The following is an 18,415-nucleotide window of genomic DNA, read 5'->3' as shown; positions in this document are numbered from 1 at the left end:
ATCACGCTACTGGCAGACGGTTCTGGGCGGCGAGCCGGGAGAACCACAGCGCGCTGTCCTTGGGCGTGCGGACCTGGGTGTCGTAGTCGACGTGGACGAGACCGAAGCGGTGGGCGAAGCCGTAGCTCCACTCGAAGTTGTCCATGAACGACCACACGAAGTAGCCGCGCACGTCCACCCCCCTGTCCATCGCGTCCAGCATCGCATGCAGGTGCTGCTCGATGAATCGCTGCCGCGCCGTGTCGTGGACCGCGCCGTCCTCGACGACGTCGCATGCCATGACGCCGTTCTCGGTGATGTAGACGGGCGGCGCGTCGTAGACGTCCTTGAGCCGCACGAGCAGTCGGGTGAACGCGACGGGGTCGATCTCCCAGTCACGGTCGGTGGTCGGCCTGCCCGTGCGTGGGAACACCATGCCGGCCCCGGGGTACGGCGACTGGCGCGGTCGCGAGGAGTGCTCGATGCGGCTGCCCAGCAGCTCACCGGGCTGCGCGTCGTACGGCAGCGCCGCGGGGACGTCGCCGTGGTAGAAGTTCACGCCCAGGAAGTCCAACGGCCGGCTGATCAGCTCGAGGTCGCCGTCGAGGACGAAGTCCTGCCAGGGCTTGGCGTCGAAGAGCATGCCGTCGGTGTCGGACTCCAGGTCGTCCGGGTACTTCCCGTGGAACAGCGGATCGAGGAAGACGCGGTTGTGGAAGCCGTCGAGGCGGCGGGCCGCGTCGACGTCCTCCTCGCGCGACGGGTCGAACGGGTCGGCCACGGTCGGGTTGAGCGTGATGCCCACGGTCTTGCCCCGGTCGGCCGTGCCGCCGCGCCCACGGAAGGCGTCGACGAACAGTCCGTGGCCCAGGAGCAGGTGGTGGGCCGCGACGACGCCGGCGACGCCCTCCTGTCGTCCCGGCGCGTGACCGCCGCCGGTGTAGCCCATGAACGCCGAGCACCACGGCTCGTTGAGGGTCGTCCAGCTGTCGATGCGGTCGCCGAGCGCGTCGTGGACGGCCATCGCATAGTCGAGGAACCGGTAGGCCGTGTCCCGGTTGGTCCAGCCGCCGCGGTCCTCCAGCGCCTGCGGCAGATCCCAGTGGTAGAGCGTCGGGAAGGGCGTGATCCCGGTGTCGAGCAGCTCGTCGGTGAGCCTGCGGTAGAAGTCAAGACCGGCCGGGTTGAGAGCACCGCCGTCGGGACACACGCGCGGCCACGCCAGGGAGAAGCGGTAGGACGCGAGCCCCAGGCGCTTCATCAAGGCGACGTCCTGCGGCATCCGCTCGTAGTGCTCGCACGCGACGTCGGCGGTGTCGCCGTGGAGGATCGCGCCGGGCACCGTGACGAAGGTGTCCCAGATCGACGGCGTGCGCCCATCGGCGTGGACCGCCCCCTCGATCTGGTACGCCGCGGCCGCGGCGCCCCAAAGGAAGCCCGGAGGGAACTCTCGGATCGTCATCCCTTGACGGCTCCTTGCATGATGCCCGCCACGAGCTGGCGGCCGGTGGCGATGAACAGCAGGAGCAGCGGGATCGTGGCCAGCAGCGTGCCCGCCTGGAGCAGCGCGATGTCCGAGATCCCCCCGGCCGGCGCGATCTTGAGCTGGTCGAGCGCCGTCTGCAGGGTCTGGACGTCGGAGCCCTGCAAGATCAGCAGCGGCCACATGAAGTCGGTCCAGGTGTGCATGAAGGTGAACAGCGCGAGGATCGCCATCGCCGGGCGCGCGGCCGGCACGGCGACGGTCCAGAACGTGCGGATCTGCGAGCAGCCGTCGACCCGGGCCGCCTCGATCAGCTCGTCCGGGATCGCGTCGACGAGGTACTGGCGCATGAAGAAGACGCCGAACGCCGTGACCAGCCACGGCAGCACCACCGCGGTGCGGGTGCCGGCCAGGCCCAGGTTGCTGAACTCCTTGAGCAGCGGCATCAACGCCAGCTGGGTCGGCACCGCCATCGTGGCGATGACGAAGCCCATGCCGACGGCGCTGCCGCGGAACCTGAGCTTGGCGAACGAGTAACCGGCCAGGGTGGAGAAGAACACCACCGAGATGGCCGAGACGCCGGAGATGATCACGGAGTTGGCGAGCGCGGACCAGAAGTCGATCTGGTCGAAGACGCGGCGGGCGTTGTCGAGGAAGTGGCCACCCGGCAAGAGCGGCGGCGGACTGTGGATCGCCCGCTCCTTGGTCACCGAGCCGATGACGAAGGACCAGTAGAGCGGGAAGGCCGAGCCGAGCACGAAGGCGGTGAGCAGGCCGTAGACGAGTGCTCCTGGACGGCGGTTCATCGCTCCGACCTCCTCTGGACCAGGCGGGTGACGCCGAAGTTGAGCAGGGCGATCACGATGATGATCAGCACGATGATCCAGGTGGCGGCGGCCGCGCGTGGATAGGGATCGGTGGCGCTGTTGGCGGTGTTGAACACGTACATCGTCAGCGTCTGGTACTGGTAGTCCGCACCCCCTTGGAACTGCAGGTTGGTGTCGAACAGCCGTGGCTCGGTGAAGATCTGTAGGCCTCCGATGGTCGAGGTGATGATGACGAAGACCATGGTCGGGCTGATCGAGGGCAGCGTCACGTGGAAGAACTGCCGGACCCGGCTGGCGCCGTCGATCGACGCCGCCTCGTAGAGCTGGCGGGGCACCGCCTGCAGGGCGGCGAGGATGATCAGGGTGTTGTAGCCGGTCCAGCGGTAGTTGACCATCGACGCGATGGCCGTCCAGCTGGCGAACCGGTCGCTGTGCCAGCCGACCTTGGGCAGGCCCAGCCCTTGGATGATCTCGTTCACCAGGCCGGTCTTGTCGGCGAAGAGGCTGCCGAAGATCAGTGCCGTCGCGGCCGGGGCGACGACGAAGGGCAGCAGCACGCTCATCCGCCACCAGGTGCGACCGCGCAGGTGGGTGTCCAGCATCGCCGCGATCACCGTCGCGATGACGACCTGCGGACCCGAGGAGAGCACGAAGATGCCGATGGTGTTCCAGAAGGCCTTGTGGAACACCGGGTCCTGCAGCACGTGGACGTAGTTGGCCCACCCGACGCCCTCGCCGTGGGTCGGGCCGAAGCGCGGCCATGAGAAGAAGGAGAGGTAGCCGGAGTAGACCATCGGGTAGACCCCGATGAGCAGGAACACCAGGAAGAACGGCACCACGTAGAGGTACGGCGAGAAGTGGAAGTCCCATCGCGAGAGTCGCTGGCGCCGCGTCAGCCTCGGGGGCGGTGTGCCCGTCTGCTTGCCGGCGTCACCGGTCCTGGTGGCCTCGATGGTCGTCATGTCGCTCTTCCTCTCGTCGATCGGGCCCGGCCCACGCCGGAGAGGTCGCATGGACCTCCCCGGCGGAGCCGGGGTGTCGATCACGGACAGCGGTCAGGAGAGGCTCTCGACGGCCTGGACGAACGTCTGCCAGGAGTCGTTGGGTGAGCCGCCCTCGTCGACGCGCTGGATGGCGGTCTGGAAGAGCCCGAGGATGTCGGAGTACTTGTCGCCCTTGTACGGCCGACCCGGGGTCACCGCGGCGGCACGAGTCGCGAGGATCTCCGCCGTGGGTGCGTCGTTGAAGTAGGGGTCGGTGACCTTCTGGGCGGCCAGCTCCTCCTGCGCCTCGACGTTGGCGGGGTAGTTGCCGGCCGCCTCGAAGGCGGCGAGCTCCTGGTCCTTGTCTGTCAGCCAGGCGGCGAGCTGCTTCGCCTCCTCCTGGTGCTCGGACTGCATGGGCACGGCGAGGTAGGAGCCGCCCCAGTTGCCGCCGCCGCCGGGGAAGGCGTCGACGATGTCCCAGCCCTTGACGTCCGGGGCCGACGACTTGATGTTGGAGAACATCCAGCCGGGGCACGGCATGGTGGCGAAGCCGTTGTTGGTGAAGTTGGCGGTCCAGTCCTCGCCCCACTGCACGACTCGGGGCGACAGGGTCGGGGTGTACTTGGTGACGGTGTCCCAGACCAGCTTCACTTCGTCGTTCTCCAGGTCGACCTCGTTGTCCTCGGTCTGGAAGGGGAACTCGGCCTGGTTGAGCATGGCCTGGGCGATCGAGCCGCTGGAGTCGTACCACTTGGTCTTCGGCATCTTCTTCACGAAGTCCTCGCCGGCGGCGAAGTAGCTGTCCCAGCTCTCGAAGATCGCCTTGACCTCCTCGCGGTCGGTGGGCAGTCCGGCCTCGGCGAAGAGGTCGGCGCGGTAGCAGAACGCCTCCGGGCCGGCATCGGTCGGGTAGCCGATCTGCTTGCCGTCCGCGGTCTGCCCGGCCTTGTAGGCGTACTCGACCCAGCGGTCCTCGATCGAGGAGTCCGACAGGTCGGCGAACTGGTCGGAGGCCCCGTCGGCGAGGAACTGGGGCATCGAGTCGCCCTCGACCGCGATGACGTCGGTCAGCCCGTGGCCGGCCTGCAGGTCCTGGGTGAGCGTCTTCTTCCACGGGTCCCAGTCGGCGATCTTGGTCGCCTTGACGGTGAACGGGCGCTCGGGGTCGGCGTTCCACTCCTCGATCAGCTTGTCGTAGCCGAAGTCGCTGAACGTGGTGATGGTCAGGACGTCGTCCTTTCCGAGCTTGCTCTGGCTGGCATCGGAGTCGCCGCCGCAGGCGGCGGTCAATCCGGCGACGAGGACTGCGGCGCCGGCGAGCGCCACCCCTCGTCGGATGGTGGGCTTGCGCATCGCTGAACGCTCCTGACGGTCGTACGCAGATAGTGGAAACGGTTCCACTCCGGTTGCCACGAAACTATGAGGGACGTCACATCGACTGTCAATAGTCCGGATAGCACCGGAGAACCCCGGGAGGCAGCGTCGGTGAAATCGTTTCCACCAACGACTGGATCCGGGGCCGCGTGCGGACACCGTGAGAGCGCGCCGGATCAGACCGTCGGCGATGGCGATCCGAGGGGCCTGGTGGGCGGGTGCTGGATCAGCCCGCAGCCAGGAGGCTCATCTCCAGATCGGCGAGAGTGCGGTAGCAGGCCATGACCTGACGGATCGAGGCGTTGGGCTCGCGCCCCTCTCGGATCGCGGCCACGAACTCGCGGTCCTGCAGCTCGATCCCGTCCATCGACACATCGACGCCGCTGACGTCGATCGGCTCCTCCCAGCCGTCCATGAGGTCGTCGTAGCGCGCGAGGTAGGTGCCGGTGTCGCCGATGTAGCGGAATGTGGCCCCGAACGGCCCGTCGTTGTTGAACGACAGCGACAGTGTGCAGATCGCGCCGTTCTCGGCGCGGAGCTGGATCGACATGTCCATGGCGATCCCGAGCTCGGGATGGATCGGGCCCTGTACGGCGTGGGCCTGCACCACCGGAGATCCCGTCTGGTAGGTGAACAGGTCCACCGTGTGCGCGGCGTGGTGCCACAGCAGGTGGTCGGTCCACGAGCGCGGCTGACCCAGGGCGTTGAGGTTCTCGCGCCTCAGGAAGTAGGTCTGGACGTCCAGCTGCTGGACCTGGAGCTCGCCGGCGGCGACCCGCTGATGCACCCACTGATGACTCGGGTTGAACCGCCGGGTGTGACCGACCATCGCCACCAGGCCGGTGCGCTCCTGCTCGGCCAGGCACGCCTGCGCGTCCGCGAGGGAGTCGGCGAGCGGGATCTCGACCTGCACGTGCTTGCCGGCTCGCAGGCAGGCCAGCGTCTGCCGGGCGTGCAACGGGGTCGGCGTGGCAAGGATGACCGCGTCGACATCCTTGTCGGCCAGCACCTCGTCGAGCGTCGCGACCCCGCGTCCGACGACCTGCTCGGTGGCGAAGCGCTGGGCGGCCTCGAGGTCGGCGCTCACGACGGCGGTGACCTCCACCCCCTCGATCCGCTTGAGCGCCGCGGCGTGCTTGGCGCCGAACGCGCCGCCGCCGGCGAGGGCGATCCGCAGGGTCTGGTCGGTCATGCCGCTCCTTCGCGTCGAGGTCCGCGTCGCACGGCAGCGTAGTGCCGGGACGGTCTCGTGACGGACCGGGTCCGCTCCCCCCGCTCAGCCCGCGAGGGTCTGCGAGGGCAGCTCGTGGACCGAGGCTTGGCGGGGGTCGTCGAGTACCCCCGGTTGGTCGAGGCGGCCAGCGTGGTGCGGTCGGGGGTCGAGAAGCCGCGCTGGATCGCGTGCCCGCCACGACGTCCTCCAGGATGGGCGATCAGCCCGCCCTCGGCGAGGCGCTGCCCCGGCTCAGTCGTCCCGATCGACCACGTCACCGTGTGCGCCTCGGTGAACTCGAGCGGACCCTCCGCCCCCAGCCGGAAGCCGCCGAAGGGCACCCGGTCGTCCTGGGCGACGGCGTTGTGGTTGTTGACCCAGGTCGTCCCGGTCCGCAGCCGGCGCGCGAGGTCCGCGGCGCGGTCACGGTCGGAGGTCCACACCGACGAGCAGAGACCGGCCCACTCGTCGTTGAGCCGGTCGACGACCTGCTCGGTATCGTCGAACGGCAGGATCGTCAGGGCGGGACCCGAACTGCTCCTCGGTGACGATCCGGGCCGCCGAGGCCGTGGCCGAAACGGTAGTAGCCTGGCCAACGAGGCGGTGCACGCCGCGAAGGAGCAGTCGGCTCGGACAACGGCGGCCTGAGGGTCGGTCAGGCGAGCGGCGTCAGCTGAGCAGCCGTGCCACTTCCCGGCGCAGCACCTTGCCCATCGGGTTGGTCGGGAGTTCGTCGACGAAGACCACCCGCCGCGGCACCTTGTACGGCGTGAGGTCACCGCGCGAGTGCGTGCGCAGCTCCTCCGGCAGCACCGGGACCCCCTCGACGAGGACCACCGCGGCCACGACCTCCTCACCACCGTCCTCGTGCGGGAGCCCCACCACGGCGACGTCCAGGACGCCGCCATGCGTGCGGATGACGGCCTCCACCTCCGAGGGGTAGACGTTGAAGCCGCCGGTGATGATGATCTCCTTCACCCGGTCGACGATGGTCAGGAAGCCGTCGGGCGCCATGGTGACGATGTCCCCGGTGCGGAACCAGCCGTCGTGGAAGGCGGCCTCGGTCTCCTCCGGGGCGTTGCGGTAGCCCGAGAACACCTGCGGGCCCCGGACCAGCAGCTCGCCGCGCTCCCCCTGCGCCACGTCGCGGTCCAGGTCCTCGGCGTCGGCGATGCGGACCTCCACGTCGGGGAACGGCACGCCGATCGAGCCGGGCCGCCGCGCGTTCGTCATCGGGTTCCCCACGATCACCGGGGAGGTCTCGGTCAGTCCGTAGCCCTCGACGAGCAGGCCGCCGGTCGCGCTCTCCCAGCGCTCCACCAGCGAGCCCGGCAGCGGCATCGCCCCCGAGAGGCCGTAGCGGATGCCCCGGATCGAGACGCCCCGGCGCTCGGCCTCGTCGACGATGCGGCGGTACAGCGGCGGCACGGCCGGCACGAAGCTCGGCACCTGTCGCTTGATCGCGTCCATGATCAGCCCGACGTCGGGCTTGGGCAGCAGCACCAGCTTGGCGGCCAGGGCGACGCCCAGCAGCACGCTGACCGTCACGCCGTACGCGTGGAAGAGCGGCAGGGCGACCAGGAACGACTCCTCGCCCTCCTTCAGCCCCGAGACCCAGACCCGGCCCTGGAGAACGTTGGCGACCAGGTTGCGATGGCGAAGCGGCACGCCCTTGGGGACCCCCGTGGTGCCGGAGGTGTAGAGCAGCAGCGCGACGTCGTCCTTGCCGGGGCGCGGGTGCGCGGCGTCCAGCGGAGGAGCCGAGGCCAGCTCGGTCCACGGCATCGCGCCGGGCGCCGGCGAGGTGAGCTGGTCTCGCGACTCCCGCGCCTTGGCGATGGGCAGGCGCAGGGCCAGCCGCTTGGTCCACGGCAGCTTGGTGGTGAGGTCGACGGCGACGACGTGCTCCAGGGCGGAGCCGGCGCGCAGTTCCTCGACCACCGGCACGACCTTGTCCCACACGATCGCCACGCGGGCGCCGTGGTCGGCGAACGGCACGCGCAGCTCGGCGGCGGTGTAGAGCGGGTTGTGCTCCACCACGGTGGCCCCCAGCCGCAGCACCGCGAAGAACGCGATCACGTTCTGCGGGCAGTTGGGCATCACCAGGGCGACGTTGTCGCCCGCGCGCACACCGATCCGGTGCAGGCCGCCGGCCACCCGGCGTACCTCCTCGTCGACCTGGGCGTAGGTCGAGCCGCGACCCAGGAAGTCGAGGGCCGGACGGTCGGCGTAGGCCTGCACCGAGCGCTCCCACAGATCCCACACGGTGGTCTCGCCGTACTCGAGGTGCAACGGCACACCGGGTCCGTAGGCGTCGGCCCACACGGGCTCCTGAGCTGGCACGGTTCCCTCGTCTTCCCCGCCCCGGACGTCGTGAGCGGGGCGACTTCTTAACCTAATCGGCCCTCTGGCCGGTCACGCACGCACCCCGCTGCGGTCAGGCCGGCGCCGTCTCCTGCCTGCCGGTGGTCTCGACGAGCACCACCGGGCAGACCGTCGTACGGAGCATCGCACGGGCCACGGCACCGACGTGCGAGCCGACCGGCAGCGCCCAGTGACGGCGACCGACGACGACGAGGTCCGACTCGACCGCCCCCTCGACCAGGCCCACGGCGGGCGGTGCGTGGACGACGACGGTCTCCACCTCGACGCCGGGGAACTCGCGCTGCAGCGGCTCTAGGTGCGGCGCCATCTCGGAGCGGAAGCGCCGGTCGAAGTCTCGGCGCATGTCGTCGTCCACGACCACGACGTCGTAACCGCTGGCGAGCCACCAGGCGTGCAGGACGCGCAGCCTCGCGCCCCGGCCCTGGGCGAGGTCGAACGCCGTGCGGAGCACCGCGTCGGCGCGCTCGGGACTGCTGACGCCCACCGTCACCCGCCCGTGGGGCGGCTCGGCGGGCTGCCAGCCCTGCGGCACCGACGCGACCGGCGGGTGCGCGCGAGCGGCCACGCCGAGGGTGGTCGAGGTGGTGGTGAAGCGTTGCAGGCCCTCGAGGTGGCGGTGCTGCAGCACGACGAGGCGGGCCTCGCGCGAGCGGACAGCAAGGTCGGAGACCGCGCTGCCGCTGCGCTCGACCAGCTCGGTCGTGACCGCGACGCGCCCGGTGACCAGCTCGGTCGCCACCTTCTCGGCGTGCTCCAGCAGCGTGACGGCGTACTGCCTGGCACTGGTGTAGGCGATCGAGTAGGTCTCGGGCAGCATCGCTCCGGGCAGGTACAGGACGTGGACGAGGTGCAGGTCGGACCGGGTGCGGAGGGCCTCATCGACTGCGAAGGTCATCATCGCCTCGACATCCTCGCTGGCGACGGCGACGATGATGCGGTTGCCGGACATGTTCATCGGTGGTGCCTCCCTCTCGGTGTCACCTCCACTCAACTCCTGGTCGGCGGCCGACCGCAGGGCCCAACGGCCACAGGCACCGGGACCTTCGGCCGGCGCTTCCCCCGACGACGAAAGGCGCCACGTGACCGGCTCGGCCAAGCTCCTGGTGCTGAACTGCGGCTCGTCCTCGCTCAAGTACGACCTGTTCGCGCCCTGGGCCGGCGACGCCGAGCCGGTCCGCGTGGCGACGGGCTTCGTGGAGGGGGTCGGCCAGGGGACCGCCAGGCTGCGCCACGACCCGCCCCTGACCGGGCATCGCGGTCCGGTGCAGGAGGTCGAGGCCGGCGACCACGAGGCCGCGCTGCACGTCGTACTCGACGTCCTGCGCGACGACTGGGCGGGCCTGGAGGCACTGGGGGCGGTCGCCCACCGCGTCGTCCACGGCGGCCCCGACCTGAGCCGCCCCGCCGTCGTCGACGAGGCGGTGCTCGAGGCCATCGAGAGCGCCGCCGCGCTCGCACCGTTGCACAACCCCGCGGCCCTGGCCGGGATCCGAGCCGTCGACTCCCTGTGGCCGGGCCTCCCCCAGGTGGTCGTGTTCGACACGGCCTTCCACGCCACGTTGCCCGCCGCCGCCTCGACCTATGCCATCCCGCAGGAGCTGGCGCGCCGCCACCATCTGCGCCGCTGGGGCTTCCACGGGATCAGCCACCAGTACGTCACAGCCCGTACGGCGGACGTCCTCGGCGTCCCGGCCGACCGGGTCAGCCTCGTCTCCTGCCACATCGGCAACGGCGTGTCCGTGACTGCGGTGCGCGAGGGCCGGAGCATCGACACCTCGATGGGGTTCACGCCCATGGACGGCGCGGTGATGGGCACCCGCAGCGGCAGCATCGACCCGGGGGCCGTTCTCCACCTGGGCCGCACCGGCCTGCCTCCCGACGAGGTCGAGGACCTGCTGCAGCACCGCAGCGGGATGCTCGGCCTCTGCGGCGACTCCGACATGCGGCGCGTGCGCGAGCGGGCCGACGCGGGCGACGCCGAGGCGGTGCTCGCCCTGGAGGTCTACTCGCACCGCCTGCGCTCACTGCTCTCGTCCTACCTCGGCCAGCTGCCCGATCTGCACGCCGTCGTGTTCACCGCCGGGGTCGGCGAGCACGATCCGGCGCTGCGCGCCGAGGTCATCGCGCCGCTGGCGCACCTCGGGCTGCAGCTGGACCCGGACGCCAACGCGGCCGCGGTCGGCGGTGACCGGCCGGCACGGATCGACGCCGGAGGCACCCCGGTCCTCGTCGTCCCCACCGACGAGGGGGCCCAGGTCGCCCGCGAGGCGCGCTCAGCCGTCTTCGGCCCAGTCCCCCAGTGACCAGTCGCGCACGGCGGGGAGGTCCTCGAGGTGCTCGACGACGTAGGCGGCGTGCAGGTCCAGCTGGGCGCGACACCACTCCTTGAGCTCGGCTGCCCCGGTCGGCGTGCGCCGGGCGTTGTTGATCGCGTCCATCACCAGGTCGAAGCGCGAGGCCCGGTTGCGCACCACCATGTCGAACGGCGTGGTGGTGGTGCCCTCCTCGATGAAGCCCCGGACGTGGAAGCGGTCCGCGTCCGGGCGTCCGTGCACGAGCTGGTGCACGGCACCGGGATAGCCGTGGAAGCCGAACACGACGTCGACGTGGTCGGTGAACAGCTCGCGGAAGAGGGTGTCGCCCATGCCGTGCGGGTGGTCCTTGGGCCGCGGCAGCGTCATCAGGTCGACGACGTTGACGACCCGGACCCTGAGCTGGGGCAGGCGCTCGCGCAGGATCGCCGCCGCTGCCACCGTCTCCATCGTCACGACGTCGCCCGCACAGGCCAGCACGATGTCGGGGTCGGCGGATCCGTCATCCGTGCCGGCCCACTCCCAGACCCCCGCACCGCGGGCGCAGTGCTCGATGGCCTCGTCGATCGAGAGCCACTGCAGCTGCGGCTGCTTGTCGATGACGATCAGGTTGACGTAGGCGCGCGAGCGCAGGGCGTGGTCGGCCACCGACAGCAGGCAGTTGGCGTCCGGCGGCAGGTAGACGCGCGACACCGACCCGCGCTGGGTGATGACGTTCTGGATGAGCCCCGGCCCCTGGTGGGAGAAGCCGTTGTGGTCGTTGCGCCAGGCCGTCGACGTCAGCAGCACGTTCAGGCTGGGGGCGGAGCGCCGCCACGGCAGCTGCGCCCCCTCCTCGAGCCACTTGCTGTGCTGGATCGTCTGCGAGGCGCTGACCATCGCGAAGGCCTCGTACGTCGCGAACAGGCCGTGCCTCCCGGTCAGGGTGTACCCCTCGAGCCAGCCGTGGCAGTTGTGCTCGCTGAGCACCTCCATGACGCGCCCGTCGCGGGAGAGCGCGACGTCGTCGGGGAAGGCGGTCTCGGCGAAGCACCGGTCGGAGACCTCGAAGACCGCGCCAAGGCGGTTGCTGTTGGTCTCGTCGGGACAGAACAGGCGGAAGTCGTGGGGGTTGAGCCGGTAGACGTCGGCCAGCATCGCGCCGAGCCGCCGCGTCGACTCCGCTCGGTGCCGCGCCGGGTGCGACAACTCGAGGGCGTAGTCGCGGAAGTCCGGCAACACCAGCTCGCCGGAGCCACTGCCCGCGTTGGCGTGCGGGCTGGCGCTCATCCGCAGGGGGCCCTCGGGGTTCGCGTCCAGCACCAGGTCGCTGAGTGAGCCGTCGTCGTCGAACAGCTCCTGCGGTCGGTAGGACCGCAGCCAGCCCTCGAGCAGGGCGAGGTGCTCGGGGTTGTCGCGCACGCCCGAGAGCGGCACCTGGTGCGAGCGCCAGGTGCCGGCGACCTGCACGCCGTCGACCTGGTCCGGACCGGTCCAGCCCTTGGGGCTGCGCAGGATGACCAGGGGCCATCGCGGCCGGCGGCCGTCCCAGTCGCCGGAGCGTGCGGACTCCTGGATCGAGCGGATGCTCCCCAGCGCCCACGACATCGCGGCCGCGACGCGGTGGTGCATCCCCGGCAGGTCGTCGCCCTCCACCTCGACCACCTCGTAGCCGTGGCCCTCGAGGAGGCTGCGGACCTCTGCGGGGTCCTTGCGTGCCAGGACGGTGGGCCCGGCGATCTTGGCGCCGTTGAGGTGCAGCACCGGCAGCACCGCGCCGTCCCGGGTCGGGTTGAGGAAGGAGATGCCCTTCCACGAGCCCTCCAAGGGCCCGGTCTCCGCCTCGCCGTCGCCGACCACGGCGAGCGCGACGAGGTCTGGGTTGTCCATGACCGCGCCGAACGCATGCACCAGCACGTAGCCCAGCTCGCCGCCCTCGTGGATGGATCCCGGCGTGGTGACCGACACATGGCTCGGGATGCCGCCGGGCGAGCTGAACTGGCGGAAGAGCCGGCGTAGGCCCTCCTCGTCCGGCGAGATGTGGGGGTAGACCTCGCTGTAGGTGCCCTCGAGGTAGCCGGCGGCCACCAGCGCCGGGCCGCCGTGGCCCGGACCGGCGAGGTAGATCATCTGTTGGCCGGTACGCCGGATCAGCCGGGAGGCGTGCGCGTAGAGCATCGCCAGTCCGGGGCTGGTGCCCCAGTGGCCCAGCAGTCGGGGCTTGATGTGCTCGGGGCGCAGGGGCTCGCGCAGCAGCGGGTTGGCCTGCAGGTAGATCTGTCCGACCGTGAGGTAGTTGTTGGCCCGCCACCAGGCGTCCACGGAGGCCAGCTCGCCCTCGGAGAGCCGCGCGAGCTCCTCCACGACAGCGGCGGTGTCGGCTTCGCTCATGCGCTTCCTCCTGAGGCGAGGGACGTCGGTGCGACGCGGCGCCGCGACTGCCGGTGCCGCTGGGCGGCGAGCACGGCGCCGGGCACCACGCTCAGGAGCAGCACGGTAGCCGCATCCGACCACGAGAGGGTGTCCGTGCCGAGCAGGCTGCGCAGGGGCGACCACGTGACCGCGAGGACCTGGAGCACCGCGGCGAGCGCGACCGCGGCCTCGAGACCGCGCCCCCGCCAGGTCACGCCCGCGCGGGGCGCACGGATCGCGAGCCCCACGCCCAGCTGGGCCAGGCCGAGGGTCACGAACACCCAGGTCTGCACCCGCGCCTCGGGAGCCAGCAGGCCGGCGGCGAGCGAGACGATGCTGATCAGGGCTCCGGCCAGGAGGATCTGCCCGAACAGGCCCTGCCCGAGGACCGACTGTTGCGGCGGCGGCGACGGGCGGCGCATCGCCTCGGGGTCCAGCGGCTCGCCACCGAACGCGACGCCGGGCACGCCGTGGGTGAGCATGTTGATCCACAGGATCTGCCCCGGCCCGAGCGGCACGGCCAGGCCGAGGAAGGGCCCGAGCAGGATCACGACGACCTCGGCGAGCCCGCCCGCCAGGGCGTAGCGCAAGAACATGCGGATGTTCGCATAGATCCGGCGCCCCTCCCCCACGGCGACGACCACGGTGCGCAGGTTGTCGTCGGCCAGCACCACGTCGGCGGCCTGGCGCGCGACCTCGGTACCGCGCTCGCCCATCGCAACGCCGATGTCCGCCCGGCGCAGCGCCGGCGCGTCGTTGACCCCGTCGCCGGTCATCGCGACGACCTCGCCACGGTCCTGCCAGGCCGCCACGATGTCGACCTTCTGCTCGGGATGGGTGCGGGCGTAGACCCCGATCCGCTCGACGGCCGCCACGTGCTCGCCGCGCTTGACCATGTCGCCGTCGGCCACCTCCTGCGTCGCGCTGCGGATGCCGAGCTCGTCGGCGATCGCGCGCGCCGTCGCCGGGTGGTCCCCGGTGATCAGGACGGTCCGGATCCCCGCGTCCGCGCAAGCGGATACGACGCCGGCCGCGTCGGCCCGGAGGGGGTCGGAGATGGCCACGAGCCCTCGGAGCACGAGCCCGTCGTCGAGCTCGGACCGGGCCGGCTGCGAGGCCCCCGCTGTGTCGGCGACCGCCAGCACCCGGAAGCCCCTGCCGGCGAACTCCTCGGCGGCCGCCCGGGCCCGCTGAGCGACGTCGGTGTCGGCCAGCAGGTCCAGCACCACCTCGGGTGCGCCCTTGCAGACCGTCAGCCAGGCCCCGTCGCGGTGGTGCACCGTGATCATGCGCTGCAGGCTGGCGTCGAACGGCACCTCGTCGACCCGTGACCACAGCGAGCCGAGCCGCAGCAGGTCGGCGTCGTGCTTGGCCGCCGCGATCAGCAGGGCCGCCTCCATGGGGTCGCCGACGATCCCCCACTGTCCGTCCTCCGCGGTCGTGAGGCGGGCGTCGTTGCACAGCACCACGTCGCGCAGCAGCAGCGCCAGCGACTCCGGCTCGTCGTCGCCGACCACCTCCCCGGCGACGTCGTACCCGTGGCCGGTGACCCGAGACGCGCCGGTGGGGGTCCACAGCTGCTGGACGACCATGCGGCCCTCGGTGAGGGTGCCCGTCTTGTCCGAGGCCAGCACGGTGACCGATCCCAGCGTCTCGACGGCCGGGAGCCAGCGGACGAGGGCCGACTGACGCGCCATACGGTAGGCCCCGAGCGCCAGCGCGACCGAGACCACCGCCGGCAGCGACTCCGGGATGGCCGCCACCGCGAGGCTGACGGCCAGGACCACCATCTCGGCGGCGCCCTCTCCCCTCAGCAGGCCGAGGACGAACACCAGTGCCGCCAGCGCCAGCGTCAGCCCGACGAGCTGGCGCGAGAGGGTCGACAGCCGCTGCTGCAGCGGGGTCGGCCGGACACCCGCCGAGGCGATGGCGGCGGCGATGCGCCCCAGGGCGCTGTCGGCGCCGGTGCTGGTCACCTCGGCCAGCCCGCGCCCGCGGGTCACGACGGTGCCGGACAGGAGCGGCTCGTCCACGCCCCGGGCGACCGGCACCGACTCGCCGGTCATCGCGGCCTCGTCGACCTGCAACGCCGCTGCTTCCAGTAGCGACCCGTCCGCCGGGACCACGTCGCCGGCCTCCAGCCGGACCACGTCGCCCGGCACGAGGTCCGCACTGTCGACGCGCACCGGCTCCCCGTCACGCAGCACGGTGGCGTGGGGGGCCGAGAGACGCTCGAGGGACGCGATCGCGTTGGCCGCCCGCACCTCCTGCACCACCCCGATGGCGGTGTTGAGCACGATCACGGCCGCGATGATGATGGCGTCCGCGACGTCGCCGAGGGCCGCGACGACGACCAGGGCGCCAAGCAGCAGCAGGATCATCGGGTCGCGCAGCTGCCCGCCCACACGGGAGACCAGGCTGGGCGGCTTGGGACGGGGTGCCCGGTTCGGTCCGAAGGTCGCCAGGCGCTCCGCCGCCTCCGCGCTCGACAGACCGGTGATGGTCACGACGCCGCCTCCCTCTCTCGCTCGGGCTGGCCCCTCCACCAAACGGCCCTGGACGCTCGGCCAGACGTGCCGTTCGACCCCGAGGCTGCGGGCCTTTCGCCTCTCGGCGCGACGGGTCCCGGCAGTGCTAGTGGCCGGCCGGACGACCCCGCAGCTGTCGCGGGATCCCGGAGTCCACGAGGGCGGCGGGCTCGAGGCGCACCTTCACGTCCACGAGCGCGCAGTCCTCCTCGCCGACCATGACCGGGTTGAGGTCCATCTCGGCGAGGTAGGGCACGTCCTCGGCGAGGCGCCCCAGGCGCACCAGCAGGTCTACGAGCCCGTCCACGTCGCCCTGCAGCAGGGAGCTGACGCGCAGCATCGACACCGCCCGTGCGGCGTCACCGGCGCTCACGGGTGGCAGCAGGAACACGCGGTCCGCCCAGACCTCCGTCGCGACCCCGCCGGCGGCCACCATCACCAGTGGTCCGAACGCCGGGTCGCGCACCGCGCCGAGCGCCACCTCGACGCCCTTCGCCAGGGGCTGCACGAGCAGCGTCGAGCCGCGATGCCCGAGCTCCCGCTCGAAGTCCCGGACCGCCGCACGGACCTCGGGGGCCGTCGTGAGGCCCACCCGCACCAGCCCGCGCGCGGTCTTGTGGACGACGTCGCGGTCGGCGACCTTGACGACCACGGGGTAGCCCACCTCGCGAGCGGCGCGCTCGGCGGAGCGCAGCCCGTGCGCTACCCGGCCCGTGGGAGCCAACCCGTAGTCCGAGAGCAGCACCCCGAGCTCCTCGGCATCGAGCCAGTGGCCGCCCTCGCCCCTGGCGGTCAGGATCTCCTGCGCCGTACGACGGGCGCGCTCCGCGCGGGCGGCGTCCACGGGCGGGGCCTGGTCACGCGGGGACCGGCGCCACTCGGCGTAACGGACGGCGCGCCCCAACGCCTCCGCCGCGGCCCGGATGCTGGGCAGCACGGTCACGCCGGGCAGGTCGGCGGGCACCTCGAGCCCGCCCATGGCGACCAGCACCAGCGGCCGGTCCGGATGCCCTGCACGGGCCTCGGCCACGGCCCGCAGCGCGGCGTCGGCGTCCCCGACGCCCGTGGCGACCAGCACCACCAGCACCACGTCCACCTCGTCGTCGGCGCGCAGCAGCTCCTCCGCGAGCGCGCCGAGCCCGGCGGCGGTCGCGGTCGCGCCGGCGTCCACCGGGTTGGCCGCGCCGGTGGCCCCCTGGACGTGGCGCGCCAGACGGCGACGCAGGCGGGCGCCCGGCTGGGGAACGACCAGGCCGCAGCCCTCCGCCGCCTCCGCGGCCAGGGCCCCCAGTCCCCCGCCGTTGCTGAGCACCGCCACGCGGCTTCCGGACGGCAGCGGCTGCTGGGTCAGCACCAGGGCCGCCTCGGCCATGTCCTCCGCGCTGGTGCAGCTGACGACGCCGGCCTGGGCGAAGAGCGCTGAGACGGCCACGGCCGGCGTGGCCGCCGCCGCGGTGTGCGACCCCCCGGTCCGCCGCCCGCCGCTGGACCGGCCGCCCACGACGGCCAGGAGCGGCTTGGCCTCCGAGAAGCGGCGCGCGAACCGCGCGAACTTCAGCGGGTTGCCGAACGACTCCAGATACAGCGCCGCGGCGCTCACCCGCGGGTCGTCGCGCCAGGCCGCGAGGAGGTCGTTGCCGGAGACGTCGGCCTTGTCGCCGAGCGAGACGAAGGTGCCGACCCCGAGCCCGAGCCGGCGCGCCACGTCGGTGAGGACGATGCCCACGCCCCCGGACTGCGAGGCCACGGCGAGTCCGCCCGGGGGCGGGACGGCGCCGGTGAAGGTCGCGTGCAGGCGAAGGTCGGCGTGGTTCACCAGGATGCCCAGGCAGTCGGGCCCCACGATCCGGATACTGCTGCGGCGCGCCAGGGCCAGCATCTGGCCCTCGGCCCGTGCGCCGGCCGGGCCCCACTCCTGGAAACCGGACGAGACCACCACCGCGCTCGGGACACCCGCGGCGGCGGCGTCCTCCAGCGCCGCGACCACACCCGCCGCCGGGACAGCGACGACGAGCAGGTCCACGCCGCCGGGTACGTCGACGACGCGCGGGTGGGCAGGGACCCCCTCGATCTCGTGCGCCTGGGGATGTACGGCGTGCACCGGACCCGCGAAGCCGCCCGCGACGATCGACCTGACGATGGCAGAGCCCACGCCGGTGCCGTTCCGACGGGCGCCGACGACCGCCACGCTGCGGGGGTACAGCAGCGGGTGCAGGGACCGCGCCTCGGCCTCGGTCTCGCGCTGGTCGGCGGCCTCCACGGCGGCCGCGGAGGCGGTGGTGTCCATCTCCACATGGGCGACACCGGACTCGAACTCGCGCCTGGCGGTGAAGCCGGCGTCGACGAAGACCCGCAGCATCGCGGTGTTGTCACCGAGGACCTCCGCTACGAAGCGGCGCGTCCCGCGGTCCCGGCACGCCGCAGCCAGATGCTCCAGCAGCAGGCTGCCCAGGCCCAGGCCGTGGAACTCCTCGGCGACCAGGAAGGCCACCTCGGCCACCTCCGGCTCCATCTGCTCGGCCGTGGCCAGGGCCGCCAGCCGCCCCTTCCGCTCCGCGACCAGCGCGAAGCAGGCGGGGTCCTCCAGCACGTGCGCGACGTACAGGTGCCCGGCCTTGCGGCCGGTCGAGAAGAAGCGGAACCGGAAGCTGGCGTCGGAGACGTCGTCGTGCAGGGCCCTCAGGGCGTCGCGGTCCGCGGCGGCGGCGCGACGGATGACTGCGACGCTCCCGTCGCGCAGCAGCACGTCCGCGGGCGCCGGACCGTCAGCGACAGCATCGACGCTCATGGGTCCTCCCTCCTCCACGCTCCATCGCACTCTGGCACGGCCGCGGGCCGGATGGCGGTCCGAGGGACCAAGGACCCGGGTCCTCCGAGCCGGGCGGGGGGTGGGTCCTACGGCCCTGCCGGGTGCCCGCTCCCGGCACCAGACTGGAG

General features: G+C 72.0%; 12 protein-coding genes. 1 reads left to right on the top strand and 11 read right to left on the bottom strand.

From position 1 onward, the window contains the following. Nucleotide 1: 1 nt before the first annotated feature. The 8 genes from LRP67_RS15605 to LRP67_RS15570 form a co-directional block, all read right to left on the bottom strand. Complete coding sequence (locus tag LRP67_RS15605) at nucleotides 2–1,441, bottom strand: glycoside hydrolase family 1 protein (RefSeq protein WP_231271090.1); 1,440 nt, start codon at nucleotides 1,439–1,441, stop codon at nucleotides 2–4. Beyond that, a complete protein-coding gene (locus LRP67_RS15600) occupies nucleotides 1,438–2,268 on the bottom strand; it encodes a carbohydrate ABC transporter permease (RefSeq protein WP_231271089.1) in 831 nt (276 codons plus the stop codon). Before LRP67_RS15600 ends, LRP67_RS15605 begins: the two co-directional genes overlap by 4 nt. Further along, nucleotides 2,265–3,251, bottom strand: a complete 987-nt coding sequence (locus LRP67_RS15595; RefSeq protein ID WP_231271088.1) for a carbohydrate ABC transporter permease — start codon at nucleotides 3,249–3,251, stop codon at nucleotides 2,265–2,267. The genes LRP67_RS15600 and LRP67_RS15595 overlap by 4 nt, the downstream gene beginning before the upstream one ends. 93 nt (nucleotides 3,252–3,344) lie before the next feature. After that, a complete protein-coding gene (locus tag LRP67_RS15590; RefSeq protein ID WP_231271087.1) occupies nucleotides 3,345–4,628 on the bottom strand; it encodes an ABC transporter substrate-binding protein in 1,284 nt (427 codons plus the stop codon). Nucleotides 4,629–4,875: 247 nt separating this feature from the next. Next, nucleotides 4,876–5,841 (bottom strand): Gfo/Idh/MocA family oxidoreductase, encoded by a 966-nt coding sequence (locus LRP67_RS15585; protein ID WP_231271086.1) that lies wholly within the window; start codon nucleotides 5,839–5,841, stop codon nucleotides 4,876–4,878. After that, entirely contained in the window at nucleotides 5,838–6,641 is an 804-nt protein-coding gene (locus LRP67_RS15580) for an aldehyde dehydrogenase family protein (RefSeq protein WP_231271085.1), read from the bottom strand. Before LRP67_RS15580 ends, LRP67_RS15585 begins: the two co-directional genes overlap by 4 nt. Then, complete coding sequence (locus LRP67_RS15575; RefSeq protein WP_231271084.1) at nucleotides 6,532–8,205, bottom strand: long-chain-fatty-acid--CoA ligase; 1,674 nt, start codon at nucleotides 8,203–8,205, stop codon at nucleotides 6,532–6,534. The genes LRP67_RS15580 and LRP67_RS15575 overlap by 110 nt, the downstream gene beginning before the upstream one ends. 94 nt (nucleotides 8,206–8,299) lie before the next feature. Then, nucleotides 8,300–9,202, bottom strand: a complete 903-nt coding sequence (locus LRP67_RS15570; RefSeq protein WP_231271083.1) for a universal stress protein — start codon at nucleotides 9,200–9,202, stop codon at nucleotides 8,300–8,302. 124 nt (nucleotides 9,203–9,326) lie between these two features. Between LRP67_RS15570 and LRP67_RS15565 the strand changes: the two genes are divergently transcribed. Beyond that, nucleotides 9,327–10,550 (top strand): acetate/propionate family kinase, encoded by a 1,224-nt coding sequence (locus tag LRP67_RS15565; protein WP_231271082.1) that lies wholly within the window; start codon nucleotides 9,327–9,329, stop codon nucleotides 10,548–10,550. On the opposite strand, the gene LRP67_RS15560 is transcribed toward LRP67_RS15565, so the two are convergent. The 3 genes from LRP67_RS15560 to LRP67_RS15550 form a co-directional block, all read right to left on the bottom strand. Continuing rightward, nucleotides 10,521–12,929, bottom strand: coding sequence for a phosphoketolase (locus LRP67_RS15560; RefSeq protein WP_231271081.1), 2,409 nt, complete (start codon nucleotides 12,927–12,929; stop codon nucleotides 10,521–10,523). The genes LRP67_RS15565 and LRP67_RS15560 overlap by 30 nt on opposite strands. After that, on the bottom strand, nucleotides 12,926–15,457 hold the full coding sequence (locus LRP67_RS15555) for a cation-transporting P-type ATPase (protein WP_231271080.1): 2,532 nt from the start codon (nucleotides 15,455–15,457) through the stop codon (nucleotides 12,926–12,928). Before LRP67_RS15555 ends, LRP67_RS15560 begins: the two co-directional genes overlap by 4 nt. A 127-nt stretch (nucleotides 15,458–15,584) precedes the next feature. Continuing rightward, complete coding sequence (locus tag LRP67_RS15550) at nucleotides 15,585–18,266, bottom strand: GNAT family N-acetyltransferase (protein ID WP_231271079.1); 2,682 nt, start codon at nucleotides 18,264–18,266, stop codon at nucleotides 15,585–15,587. Nucleotides 18,267–18,415: the final 149 nt, after the last annotated feature.

Origin of the sequence: Nocardioides sp. cx-169 (assembly GCF_021083605.1) — a bacterium.
Taxonomy (GTDB): Bacteria; Actinomycetota; Actinomycetes; order Propionibacteriales; family Nocardioidaceae; genus Nocardioides.
Note: the sequence above shows the minus strand (reverse complement) of the source record. Positions and strands in the feature narration are given on the sequence as shown.

Coding starts and splice junctions, on each gene's coding strand:
- LRP67_RS15605 (WP_231271090.1), bottom strand. CDS start 1,441: ATGACGATCCGAGAGTTCCCTCCGGGCTTCCTTTGGGGCGCCGCGGCC.
- LRP67_RS15600 (WP_231271089.1), bottom strand. CDS start 2,268: ATGAACCGCCGTCCAGGAGCACTCGTCTACGGCCTGCTCACCGCCTTC.
- LRP67_RS15595 (WP_231271088.1), bottom strand. CDS start 3,251: ATGACGACCATCGAGGCCACCAGGACCGGTGACGCCGGCAAGCAGACG.
- LRP67_RS15590 (WP_231271087.1), bottom strand. CDS start 4,628: ATGCGCAAGCCCACCATCCGACGAGGGGTGGCGCTCGCCGGCGCCGCA.
- LRP67_RS15585 (WP_231271086.1), bottom strand. CDS start 5,841: ATGACCGACCAGACCCTGCGGATCGCCCTCGCCGGCGGCGGCGCGTTC.
- LRP67_RS15570 (WP_231271083.1), bottom strand. CDS start 9,202: ATGAACATGTCCGGCAACCGCATCATCGTCGCCGTCGCCAGCGAGGAT.
- LRP67_RS15560 (WP_231271081.1), bottom strand. CDS start 12,929: ATGAGCGAAGCCGACACCGCCGCTGTCGTGGAGGAGCTCGCGCGGCTC.
- LRP67_RS15550 (WP_231271079.1), bottom strand. CDS start 18,266: ATGAGCGTCGATGCTGTCGCTGACGGTCCGGCGCCCGCGGACGTGCTG.